The sequence below is a fragment of the Burkholderia plantarii genome (assembly GCF_001411805.1).
Lineage (GTDB): Bacteria > Pseudomonadota > Gammaproteobacteria > Burkholderiales > Burkholderiaceae > Burkholderia > Burkholderia plantarii.
This window is the reverse complement of the sequence record NZ_CP007212.1, coordinates 2455824-2469268: the sequence shown is the minus strand read 5'-3', so window position 1 is coordinate 2469268 and position 13445 is coordinate 2455824. Positions and strand designations below refer to the sequence as shown.

General features: G+C 62.9%; 4 protein-coding genes. 3 read left to right on the top strand and 1 reads right to left on the bottom strand.

Annotated elements, in window-relative coordinates; translation table 11 throughout:
- Nucleotides 1-159: 159 nt before the first annotated feature.
- A complete protein-coding gene (locus tag bpln_RS35435; RefSeq protein ID WP_148653992.1) occupies nt 160-396 on the bottom strand; it encodes a transposase in 237 nt (78 codons plus the stop codon).
- Nucleotides 397-724: 328 nt separating this feature from the next.
- Here bpln_RS35435 and bpln_RS35430 point away from each other — a divergent pair, with 328 nt between their 5' ends.
- From bpln_RS35430 to bpln_RS37325, 3 genes are read left to right on the top strand one after another with little or no spacing between them, the layout of a single operon-like run.
- Nucleotides 725-1309 carry a hypothetical protein gene (locus bpln_RS35430; protein WP_148653991.1) on the top strand — a complete coding sequence of 195 codons (585 nt, stop codon included), beginning with the start codon at nt 725-727 and terminating at the stop codon, nt 1307-1309.
- Nucleotides 1310-1320: 11 nt separating this feature from the next.
- A complete protein-coding gene (locus tag bpln_RS38170; protein WP_148653990.1) occupies nt 1321-4791 on the top strand; it encodes a beta strand repeat-containing protein in 3471 nt (1156 codons plus the stop codon).
- The gene (locus tag bpln_RS37325) at nt 4727-13351 is read left to right on the top strand and encodes a calcium-binding protein (protein WP_055138778.1); all 8625 of its coding nucleotides are present in this window, start codon (nt 4727-4729) and stop codon (nt 13349-13351) included. The genes bpln_RS38170 and bpln_RS37325 overlap by 65 nt, the downstream gene beginning before the upstream one ends.
- The last annotated feature ends 94 nt before the right edge of the window (nt 13352-13445 follow it).

Sequence of the window (13445 nt, the reverse complement as noted above, 5' to 3'; positions counted from 1 at the left end):
TGACATAAATCTAAGTTAGGTAACGAACGACCGTTCGTTTGTGACTCACATTGAGCGACTGGTGATCGACCTCACTCCTGGAGAGCCCGCCAGTCATCGCGTGATTCCGACGAGTAGCGAGCTCAAGGCCGTTGCCGGCTTGCGACCCGTGTCCGCCGCTCAACGCCACACTAGGTGAACGGCAGCAATTAAGGTTCGACCGTCAGCTACCGCATTGCGAACCGCGTCGTTGTACTCTCGTCGCCATGCCTCGATCAGTACCTTGGCATGAGGCAGGCTCGCGAGCCAGTTCTCGAGACTAGATTCGTGAATCCACGGCATGAATTTCAGCACCAGCACGCTATTCAGCGAGAAGGGGAACAAGAATTTTACCGCCCCCCGGGTTTTGATCGACAAGACCTAGAAAGACTGCTCTAATTACACGCAAAAGAGCACAAGATCGCTAGTCGACTCAAATAATTACATACTCGGGGGTTTTGAAATGAAATCGACAACAAAAAGAAAGATTGCTGAATGCATTTTGTTAAAATCCCGCAGATGGCCACTGGCTCATCAAAAAATACATTTGAAGGCCGCCTTATTTTACTGAGCGATCAATAGCCGTAAAAAATTATTTACATTTTTTTCGCCGCTAAGATCCGAATTTCATGCGCATCGTCAATCAATTTTGCGCATGACGGCATGATGATTTTTCTCTTCACTACGGGAATGGCACAGGTCGCCATTGAAACTCATCAACCAAATGAAAATTATATTTATCCTTTCGATATGCTTGCTATCTGCGTGCGCACTCGGATATACAAAATATGATGTTTTCTTGTTTTGGGGCCACCTTGTTGTTAATTTCATCCTACTGTGCGTGAGCATTTCGGCAGCTCTGCGCGCCTATGACACCGAGAACTTCCGTGGCGCGCTTTTGGGGCTGACCTCAGTTCTACTTGTTATCGTGCCCTTGGCATTGCTATTTTCAAACCGCTATTGGCATTGGACGTCTATGCTGGACATTCGGTTTAATTCAGCAAGTTACTCCGCATGCATCCGGAATTCGGAGAGATTCGATGGCAATCAGAAGTTGAGTGTATGCTGGATGGACTCTCGCATGGATCACTGGGGTTTTAGTGAAGCACTCGTCTATGATTCTAGCGGTGAGATTGCATCAAAATCAGGACATTACAGTTCCGCGTGGGTAAAAGCCGCTCTCTCTATACAAAGCAAGGCCCCATTTGGAATAATTGGCTTTGAAGCACAACCCCTTGGCAGAAATTTTTATCTTGTAACATTTTCCGAAGATCTTTCGACTAGTTTCTGAGATTGCAAAAAATGACTGATATTTTCTATGTTCAAGATAAAAATCACGATTTTGTTCCAGCCCAGTTTCTCGAGTTTAACGGGCAGCCGGTGCTTGACCCAAATAAGACAAATGCTCAAAGCATTGAAATATTTCAAATGGTTAATGGCACAATTGTTGCCCAGCCTAACGCCAATCCGAACGGTTATTTGGTAGTACCAGAAGGTTATAGCATAGACAAGGCAGAGAATTTTTCCTCCTCCATTAACGCAATTCTCTATGAGGGCGGTGCCGAAACGCTTCAAAATAAAATCAGCGCCTATCTTGCCATGTTCAATGCCTTTAAGGCAGGTGGCCCGCAGGATCTGCAAAGGAGCTACCCGACGTCAGACCAAACAAATCAGAGTTTCGTTACAGCGTTTCGGGACGCAGCGTCATTTCATATCGGATTTGTCGGCGCGGCATCAGGGATTGGCTTGCTGACAGTAGAAACCGCTGGCGGGTTATACAACGCAGCAAGGGGGATTATTAATAAAAATATCAATTCCCACGGCCTATTCGGAAATAATCCGTTAAACGCAAAATCGATGATCGCTGGGGCGCTCGTTGCTTTCGATGTCAACAATACCCCTTTCAGCGTCGGTCTTCCTGCAGCTTTGTCTGGCTCCCAGACCTATACCTATGATATTGCCACCGGGAAGGCCTTTGTGACGCCTCCGCAGTCATCAGTGGCCGATCCCGGCAGTGTCACGGTGATAGACGGGGCAACAGGAAATTTTCTAGGATATTTCGAATCGGGAACGATTGTTTCGGAGACGAAGATCGCCAATGGCGATTTGGTGTTCGCACTGACCGGCAATCGAACCGTTACGTATCATCCGAACGATTCGATTTCTCTGATTGATTCCAAAGGGCACGTTGAATACTATCCACCCGGGGCATCAGTTAACATCAATGCGGATGGGCCATCCACGATCCAAGGAAGCACCGCACAACCGCCCCAAATAATCTTTGATCCTATTGGCGCGATTGTAGGGGGGGCACCGATATCGGCTACTCCAGTCGTGGCGACCTTCTCGAATACTACAGCTACCGCTATCGCGTCCTCGATTTACCCGAACTTGGCTTTGGCGGGGGGCGATCCGAACGCGCAATTGGAAGTATGGCAAAACGCGGTTGGCCAAGAGCGCCTGACCAAACTCATCACGACCTTTTTCGGCGCAGCGGTGCCAGGCACTCTCAGTGTTGCGCAAGATGGCCCTGTCCTCAACGTTTGGAACGCCACGGCCCAGATCACGTCAGACCCCAGCGGCCAGATGACGGCAACCCTGGTGGAGCCATCGGGCCAGATCGTCGTCGAGGTGTTCACGAACGACTTCGTGCCGGTTTCCAAGTCGTTCTTCGACACGAGCGGGCGCATGACGAGCGAGATCCTCTTCGACCCGGAAGGGCATCCAAGCGAGACCGACACGTTTACCTATGGTCCCGATGGCACTTTCCTCGGCAGCAACGCCGTCGGTAGCACGGGCTCGCCCAAATCTACTACCACGGTGGCGTCCGACGGCACGACGGTCACCACAACGTTCAACAGCCCGAGCGATCCCAAGCTGACCACCGTCACGACGATAGATCCTGGCGGCGATGTCACGAAGACTGTACAAACCGTGGCCGGGAGCTCTCCGGGCAGCTATACGACCACGGCGAGCGATGGAGAGGGCGAGCCACTGACGATCGTCGCGACCTCGCAGGCAAACGGCGTCAATACCACTACGACAACGACCTACGGCCCGGTCGGCAGTAGCGGTGGCGGATGGGGCGTCGTCGGCACAAACGTCGAGTCGACGCCTTCTGGGACTTCGGGAGCGACCACAATCGATGTATATGACGGCGACGGCAACCACATCTCACATAAGGTGATCGCAGCCAACGGGGCGACGGTACAGACGACCTTCAATAATCCGGCCGATCCGAAGCAGACCTCGATCGTCTCCACAGCGCCGGACGGCACGGTGCTCGGCGTGACGACGACGACGCAGTCGTCCGACGGCAGCTATGTCACGACGGCGACGGCCAACGGGCAGACCACGACCAGCGTCTCGACGAACGGCGGGCAACTCGAGTCGGTCTCGGTCCGGCAGCCAGACGGATCGACTACTACGACCACCTATTCGACACCAGGCAATACTACGCTCGGGTCGGTTGTCACGACCGCCGCGAACGGCGGCGTCGTTAGCACCACGACCACTGTGGAAGGCGCGCTTCCGGGCAGCACGATCACGATAACTGTGGATCCCACCGGCAAGCCGATCTCCGAGAGCCTCACGACCACCGGCACCGATCCCGATGGCGTCGTGACCTCCACGACGACGACTTACGACGCGAACGGCCAGGAAACCGGGCGGGTCTCGACCGCCACGGATCCGTCCGGCACGACCACGACAACCAGCTACGACGCGAACAACGATCCGCAGTCCGTCACGGTGACCCAGCCAGACGGCTCGACGACGAAGACGAGCTTCGACGCGGGCGATCCGAATCAGTCGACATCCGTCTCAACGGCGCCGGACGGCAGCGTGCAGGGCACGTCGTCCACCACGAAAGACAGCAACGGCAATGACGTGACGACGTCGAAGTCGGCCGACGGCACCGTGACCACCACCACCAGTGCGCCGGACGGTTTCGACTCGATCGCTGCGGCCAATCAGGCCGCCAACGGGCTGCTCGCATCGCAGGCAAGCGGCTTGGCCGCCCAGGCGGGGCTCGACACCGGCAAGGCGTCGGACTCCAAACTGCCGCCCGGCAACGGCAGCAACGCTATGGGCGATCTCGGCTCGCTCGCCAATGCCGATCAGGATCTGCAGGATTTGCTCGACAAGCTCGACAAGGATTGGGACCTGCCCGATTTCGACACGGGTCATGGCAAGAGCAAGGAAAAGGGGACGTCCCATTCGGGCGGGGGCGGCGGCGGGTCGTCGGACACGCCGCTCGGCGGGCTAGGCGGGTCCGATGCTGCGGGCTCCACGGCAAGCGGCGTGGCGGCCAGCACGAGCTTCAGCAATCCCGGCGTGGCGGGCGATCTGGCCGCCGGCAACGCGTTCGGCGCGGCGATCGCCGCGATGGGTTCGGAGCTTCCTCCCATCACCGGTAGCGCGGGCGGCACGTCGGGCGGCACGTCGGGTGGGAGCGGCGGCGTGGGCGGCGGTGGCAGCGGCATCGATTTCTCCTACAACGGGTCGGGCTTCATCATGTCGACCGTCGATCCGGTCACGGGCGACGCGGAAAGCTTCACGTTCGATTCGACCGGCAATCTCCTCAGCAACAACGGCGACGCGCTGGCCGCGTTGCTGTCCGCCGAGTCCGAAGGCTTCGCGGCGATGGAAGCGCTCGCCTCGCAAGCGGTCGCGTTCGACGAGGAGGCCGCCGCGATCGCGGCAGCGGATGCCGGCGAGGGCGGAGAAGGCGGCGAGGGCGGCGTCGGTGGTGGTGGCGGCGGCGGCGGGTGAGGGCGAGGATTTCGGCGACGGAGAAGGCGGCGAAGGAGGCGAGGGTGGTGGCGGCGAGGGGGGCGGTGGCGGTGAAGGTGGCGGCGGCGATCCGGTCGTGATCGATCTGCACCATCTGGGCATTACCACCGTGGCGGCGCAGAACAGCAACGTCTACTTCGATCTGAATGGCGACGGATACCGGCACAACGTCGGCTGGGTCGGCAATCAGGACGCGTTCCTGTTCATCGATCCGACCGGCACCGGACAACTGACGAACGGCAAGCAGCTCAACCTGACCAACTACGTGGCCGGCGCCACCTCCGAGCTCGGCGCGCTCGCCTCGTTCGATACGAATCACGCGGGCGTGCTCAATGCATCGAACGCCATCTGGGGCGACCTGTTTGTCTGGGACGATGCCAATTCGAGCGGCGTCGTCGATCCGGGCGAGGTGCAATCGCTCGCGCAGGCCGGCATCGCGTCGATCTCGCTGGCCGAGAGCGGCGCGAGCGGCGTGCTGAATGGCAGCACTGTCACGGGCGGCTTCTCGGTCAGCCTGACGAGCGGCGGCCAGGTCGCGGCCGACGAGATCACGCTGCCCGTGACGAGCGCCGTGGAGGTGAGCGGCGCCGACGGCAGCACCTCGATCGTGACGCAGCCGACCAATCAGCCGGCGACGTCGGTGATCTCGGGCGATGGCGTCCTGGTCGGCAATATCGGCGACAGCCTGATCAAGACCGGCGACGGCAACGATATCGTCTTTTCGGGTGACGGCAAGGATGCGATCCAGGCCGGCAAGGGCAATGATCTGATCTATGCCGGAAACGGCAACGATGTGGTGACGGCGGGCGACGGCAACGACGTCATCTACACCGGCTCCGGCAACGACGTGATCATGATCGGTAACGGCGCCGATGCGGTGTTTCTCGGCGGCGGCAACGATATCGTCTTCGCCGGCAACGGCAACGACGTGGTGTATGGCGGCAACGGCAGCGATGTCGTCGAGGTGGGCAACGGCAACGACACCGTGATCGCGGGCGCCGGCGCGATCCAGATCTTCGCGGGCAATGGCAACGACCTGCTGCAAGGCGGGGGCGGTGAGGCCAGTATCGTGGCGGGCAGCGGCAACGACTCGCTGGTGGCGGGTACCGGCATCGCGACGCTGGTCGGCGGCTCGGGCAACGACACCTTCGTCGTGAACAACGCCGGCGACGCGGTGGTGGCGCGGGCAGGCGGCAGCAATACGGTGCTCACGAGCGCGAGCTTCACGGACGTATCGAATGTGGCGACGTTCACCGGCACCGGCTCGGCCAACATCACGCTGACCGGCAGCGCGCAGACCGAGACCATCACGGCCAACGCGGGCAACGACGTGCTCGTGTCGGGCGGTGGCGACGACACGCTGGTGTCGGGCGCGGGCGTGGACACGCTCGTGGGCGGCGCCGGCAACGATACGTTCAGCGTCAACAACACGCAGGACGTGATCAATGCGCAGGCGGGCGGCAACGTCAATACCGTCCTGACTTCGGTCAGTTTCTCGGGGCCGGCCAACACGGCATCGCTGACGGCGACGGGCAGTGCGAATCTGGTGCTGACAGGCAACGCGCAGGCCGAGACGGTCACCGCGAACGCCGGCAACGACACGCTCAATGCCGGCAGCGGCAACACCACGCTCGTGGCCGGCAGCGGCGCCGACGTGCTGAACGGCGGGACCGGCAACGACACCTTCATCATCAACAACGCCGCCGACGTGGTGAATGCGCTGGCGGGCAGCAATGTCAACGTCGTCTACACGTCGGTATCGCTGAGCGCGGCGGCGAACATCGACCAACTGATCGGCACGGGCGCCGCCGACCTCACGCTGGGCGGCGTCGGCGCGACGGCCGAATCGATCACGGCCAACAGCGGCAATGACACACTGGTGTCAGGTGCGGGCCTCGATACGCTGATGGGCGGCGTCGGCAACGACACGTTCGTGGTCAACAACACGGCAGACACGGTCGTCGCACAGGCCGGCGGCACGAACACGGTGCTGGCATCGGTGAACTTCACCGGCCCGGCGAACGTGCAGTTCCTGGCCGCCACAGGTAGCGGCAGCATCGCGCTAAGCGGCTCGAGCGGGAATCAGACGATCACGGGCAACAGCGGCCGGGACACCCTAACGGCCGGCGCCGGCAACGACACGCTGATTGCCGGGAGCGGCGCGGCCACGCTCAACGGCGGCACGGGCAACGACACGTTCGTCGTGAACAACGCGGCCGATGTGGTGACGGCCAGGGCCGGTAGCAATACCAACCTCATCCTGACTTCGGCGAACTTCACGGGTGCCGCGAACGTCCAGACGCTGCAAGGCGCGGGTAGTGCGAATCTGCAACTGACGGGCAATGCGACGACGTCGGAGACGATCATCGCAAACGCTGGCAATGACACGTTGACTGGCGGAGCAGTCGCTGACACGCTGATTGGCGGCAGCGGCAACGAGACGTTCGTCGTGACAAACGCGGGCGATGTGGTCCAGGCACAGGCCGGCACGACGAACGTCGTACAAGCGTCGTCGAGCTGGACGTCGGGGGCCAATATCCAGAGCATTACGGGCACCGGCACGGCCGCGATCGCGTTGACCGGCGGCTCCGGCAACCAGACGATCACGGCCAACAGCGGGCTCGATACGCTGACGGCTGGTACCGGCAACGACACGCTGGTGTCGGGCGCCGCCAAGAATACGCTCGTGGGTGGCGCGGGCATCGACACGTTCGTGGTGAACAACACGAGCGATACGGTGATCGCGCAGGCTGGCGGCACGAATACGGTGCTGGCATCGGTGAGCTTCACCGGCCCGGCGAACGTGCAGTTCCTGACCGCCACCGGTAGTGGCAGCATCGCGCTGAGCGGCTCGAGCGGGAATCAGACGATCACGGGCAACAGCGGCCGGGACACCCTAACGGCCGGCGCCGGCAACGACACGCTGATTGCCGGGAGCGGCGCGGCCACGCTCAACGGCGGCACAGGCAACGACACGTTCGTCGTGAACAGCATCGGTGACACGGTTACGGCCACGGCCAGCAGCAACACCAACACGATCCTGACGTCGGTGAATTTCACGGGTGCCGCGAACGTCCAGACGCTGCAAGGCGCGGGTAGTGCGAATCTGCAACTGACGGGCAATGCGACGACGTCGGAGACGATCATCGCAAACGCTGGCAATGACACGTTGACTGGCGGAGCAGTCGCTGACACGCTGATTGGCGGCAGCGGCAACGAGACGTTCGTCGTGACAAACGCGGGCGATGTGGTCCAGGCACAGGCCGGCACGACGAACGTCGTACAAGCGTCGTCGAGCTGGACGTCGGGGGCCAATATCCAGAGCATTACGGGCACCGGCACGGCCGCGATCGCGTTGACCGGCGGCTCCGGCAACCAGACGATCACGGCCAACAGCGGGCTCGATACGCTGACGGCTGGTACCGGCAACGACACGCTGGTGTCGGGCGCCGCCAAGAATACGCTCGTGGGTGGCGTCGGCAACGATACGTTCGTGGTCAACAACACGGCAGACACGGTCGTCGCACAGGCCGGCAGCACGAATACGATCCTCACCTCGCTCAGTTTCACGGCATCGGCCAACGTGCAGACTCTCACTGGCACGGGAGGCGGGAGCATCGCGCTGAGCGGCAGCACCGGCGACCAGACGATTACCGCGAACTCCGGCTCCGACACGCTGACGGCGGGCACAGGCAACGATACGCTGATTGCCGGAGCGAGCCCCGACACGCTGAACGGCGGCACGGGCAACGACACCTTCGTCATCAACAGCACGTCCGATGTGATCAACGCGCAGGCCGGCGGGACGAACACCGTTCTCACGTCGGTGAGCTACAAGTCGGGCGCGAATATCCAGAACGTGACGGGCACCGGCACGGCAACCCTCTCACTCACCGGCAGCGACTCGATTTCGCAGACGCTGACGGCCAATTCCGGTGTCACCGATCTGATTGCCGGCGCGGCCGTCGATACGCTGATCGGCGGCACGGGGGCCGATGTCTTCGACGTGAACAACTCGGCCGATGTGGTGATCGCGCAGGCGGCGGGCACCTTCAACCAGGTGAACGCGAGCGCGAGCTTCGTCGCATCGGCGAACGTGAAGACCCTGGATGGCACGGGATCGGCGGCCATCACACTGACGGCCAACAACCAGGACATCACGCTGATCTCGAACGGTCATGGCGACACACTGGTCGGCGGTATGGGCAACGATAACTTCAAAGTGCTGAGCTCGACCGACGTAGTGATCGCCCAGCGTGGCGCTCTGTCCAACACAATCCAGTCGACAGTGAGCTACACAGCATCGGCAAATGTACAGAATCTGGTCGGCACGGGCACAGCGAACATCGCGCTCAAGGGTGGCAGCGGCGACGAAACGATCGTGGCTAACCAAGGCAACGACTCGCTGTATGCGGGGTCCGGCAACGACACGTTGACCTCGATGACGGGGCATGCCGATTTCATGTTCGGAGGCACGGGCAACGATACTTTTATTGTTACCAGCCTTTCGGACTCGGTCACCGCGCTGGCCGGCTCGAATATCAACACGATCCTAGCGTCGACCAGCTATGTCGATCAGGCAAACGTACAGATCATGACGGCGACCGCAGCGGGATTGACGTTAACGGGTGGGGTGACCTCGGCGACGCTAAACGCCTACGCCACTGGCAGCCGGATCGTGGCGGGAACCGCAGTCGATACGATGGTCGGTGGCACCTCTGGCATCAACCAGTTCGTCATCAACAACGCGGGTGATGTCGTCGTCGCGCAGGCCGGGGCCAGCAACGAGGTCGATTCTAGTGTCAGCTATACCGCGGGCGCGACTGTGCAGACTGTCGTGGGCACAGCAACTGGCATCACGCTGACGGGCACCACAGGTAATCAGTCGCTGACCTCGACTTCCGGCTTCGAAACGCTCGTAGCAGGCAATGGCAACGACACGCTGAAAGGTGGGGCATTGATGGTTGGCGGCAGCGGCAACGATACGTTCGTGGTGGGCAGCACGACCAGCATCGTCGAAGCGCAGGCCGGATCCAACATCAATACCGTCAACACGTCGGTGAGCTACGTCGGCCCAGATAATGTCCAGTTCCTGAACGGCACCGCGCAGAAAATCATGCTCACGGGCGGCAACGGGCCGCAAACCCTCACGGACACGATGGGCGACGAAACGCTGGTGGGCGGCGCGGGTGTCGATACCCTGATCGGCAGCAGCGTGGGAGGAGACCTCTTCGTCGTCAACAATTCGGCGGACGTGATCGAGTTCAACAACCCCGGCACCGGCGGCAACACGCTCAACACGTCGGTCAGCTTTTCCGCAGGCAGCGGCATCGGGCTCGCGCTGGCGACGGGCAGCGCCGATCTCACGCTCACCGGTACCGGGAGCGGCAATCAGGAGATTCTCGGCAATGCGGGCCACGACACGCTGATCGCGGGCTCCGGCAACGACACGCTGGGCTCGGGGACCGGTGCCGCGACGATGATCGGCGGCACCGGCAACGACGAGTTCATCGTCTCGCATGCCGATGACGTCGTGATCGCCCAGGCGGGCGGCATCGATTCGATCCAGACTTCGATCAGCTATACCGCGTCGGCCAATGTCCAGTCGATGGTGGGCATCTCGTCCGCTTCGATCGAGCTCTCGGGCAGCGTCGGGAACCAGATCATCACGGCGGAGTTCGGCAAGGACACGCTCGTGGCGGGCTCGGGCGACGATACGCTGGTGGCCGGGGCTCAGTCGACGGCCGACACGATGATCGGCGGCGCGGGCAACGATACGTTCGTGATCGACAGTACGGCCGATCTTGTGATCGCGCAGGGCGGCGGCAGCATCAACACGGTCCAGTCGTCGGTGAGCTACACGAGCGGCAGCAACATCGCGTTCCTGGCCGCCACCGGCACCACGGCGATCACGCTGACCGGCAGCACCGGCGACCAGACGATCAGCGGCAATGCCTCGCACGACACGCTCGTGGCGGGCGCCGGCAACGACACACTCGTCACGGGGGCCGGCGGCGCGAACCTGGTGGGCGGCGCGGGCAACGAGACGTTTGTCGTGACCTCGGCCGCGACGAGCATCAGCGCCCAGAGCGTCGGCAACACCAATACGATACTGACCGCGGTCAGCTTCACGGGGGCGGCCAACGTCCAGGCCATGACCGGCACCGGCAGCGCGAACCTAGTGCTGACCGGCAATGCCGCCACCTCGGAGCTTGTCACGGCCAACGCGGGGAACGACACGCTCGTCGCGGGCGCGGTGATCGACACGCTGGTCGGCGGCAGCGGCAACGACACGTTCGTCGTCAACAACACGTCCGATGTCGTGCAGGCCCAGGCCGGCAGCAACGTCAATACGGTGCAGTCGTCCGTCAATTACACCGCCTCGGCCAACGTGGCCGCGCTGTCGGGTACCGGCTCGGCCGGTATCGTGCTGACGGGTGGCCCCGGCGACATGACGATCACGGGCAATGGCGGCCAGGACACGCTCGTGGCGGGCGCCGGCAACGACACGCTGGTCGCCGGCACCGGTATCGACACGATGATCGGCACGATGGGCAACGACGTGTTCGTCGTGAACAACGCCGCCGATGTCGTCCAGGCGCAGGCCGGGGGCAACCTGAACACGGTGCTCAGTTCGGTGACCTACGCGACGGGCGACAACATGCAGGTGCTCATGGCGACCGGTGCCGCGGCGCTCAAGCTCACGGGCGGCGCCCAGACGCAGACGATCCGCGCCAATTCGGGGGCGGACACGCTCGTGGCCGGTTCGGGCAACGTCACGCTCGTGTCGGGGACGGGTGTCGACTCGCTGGTGGGCGGCACCGGCAACGACACGTTCATCGTCAACAACGCCTCGGACATCGTGGCGGCGCAGGCGGGCGCGGCCAGCAATACGGTCGAGACCGCCGTCAGCTACACGTCGCCCGCCAACGTGCAGTATCTGACCGGCGAAGGCACGGCCGCCATCACGCTGACGGGCGGTGCGACGGCCCAGACCCTGACCGCGAACTCGGGCAATGACACGCTCGTGTCGGGGACCGGCATCGACACGCTGATCGGTGGTGCGGGCAACGATACGTTCGTCGTCAACAACGCCGGCGACGTGGTACAGGCGCAGGCGGGCGGCAGCAACGTGATCCAGACGTCCGTGAGCCTGACGGGCCCGGCCAACGTCCAGCGGCTGACGGGTACCGGCAGCGCCGATCTCGCGCTGACCGGCAACGGGCAGGGCGAAATCGTTACCGGCAATGCTGGCCACGACACGCTGGTCGCAGGCTCGGCAAGCGACACGCTGGTGGCCGGCACGGGCGTGGCCACGCTGGTCGGCGCGGCGGGGACCACCTTCGTGGTGAACAACGCCGCGGACGTGATCCAGATCTCGGGCGGCAGCACCGACGACCCCGTGGACAACGTCGAATATTCGAGCGTGAGCGTAACGGCCGCCGCGGGCATCGACCGGCTCTACGGCACGGGGCTCGCCAGCATCACGCTCGGTGCGAATTCGCTCGACGACATGGTGACGGCCAACGAGGCCCTCGATACGCTCGTCGCGGGCTCGGGCAACGACACGCTGGTCTCCAGCCAGGCGTTCGTCAACACGCTGACGGGCGGGACCGGGAGCGATACGTTTGTAGTGTTCCAGAGCGCCGACGTGATCCAGGCGCTGGCCGGCGCCGACAACACGGTGGTGGCGGCAACGAGCTACACGGCGAGCGCCAACATCGAGACCATGACGGCGATCGGCGACGCGGCCGTGACGCTGACCGGCAACGGCGTGACGACGACGAAGCTGGTGGCGAACGACGTGAATACGCGCCTGAACGACTCGACGAACCCAGCGACGCCGTCGAAGGTCGCGGTGACCATGATCGGTGGGCTCGGCAACAACACGTATGCGGTGACGAACGCGGGCGACGTGATCGTGGCCGATGCGAACGCATTGTCGAACGTGGTGGATACGTGGACGGGCAACTACGTCAGCGCGGCCGGCGTCACGGTGCTCAACGGTGAGCTGAGTCAGGCCGCCCAGACGCTGATCGCCAACGACGGGACCGAGGCCGTCAACACGTCGACCACCGGCAACGACACGGTCGTGGCCGGGCGCGGCAGCGACGTCGTCACGCTGAACGCGACCTCGGGCTTCGGGGACAAGGTGGTGGTGGCCGCCGCGGCCGGCGATGCATCGGACGGCGCGCTCACGAGCGTCGAGCTGCCGGCCGCGGGCGTCGCGGGCAAGGCCAATGAGGTGCTGTTCAGCGAGGCCGCCAGCAATCAGCTGTGGATGACGCAGTCGGGCAACGACCTGCTGGTTTCCGTGCTGGGCACCCACGAGCAGGTGGACCTGACCAACTGGTTCGCCGGCGCGAGCGCGGGGTACGCGGGGATCGTCGCGTCGGATGGCAAGACGATCGGCGGCGCGCAGGTCAACGCGCTCGTCAGCGCGATGGCGGCGTTCGCGCCTCCCGGTGCCGGCACCACGGCGCTTCCCGCGACGCTGCAGAGCGAGCTGGCGCCGACGCTGGCGGCGAGCTGGCATTAACGAGGTATGACCCACTGAGGAAGTCGGCCCGTGCCGGCCGCCCCGTGATGGACGAGGGGCGGCCGGCACGGGGCCGCGTCAGGTTCGGATACGA

Coding starts and splice junctions, on each gene's coding strand:
- bpln_RS38170 (WP_148653990.1), top strand. CDS start 1,321: ATGACTGATATTTTCTATGTTCAAGATAAAAATCACGATTTTGTTCCA.
- bpln_RS37325 (WP_055138778.1), top strand. CDS start 4,727: ATGCCGGCGAGGGCGGAGAAGGCGGCGAGGGCGGCGTCGGTGGTGGTG.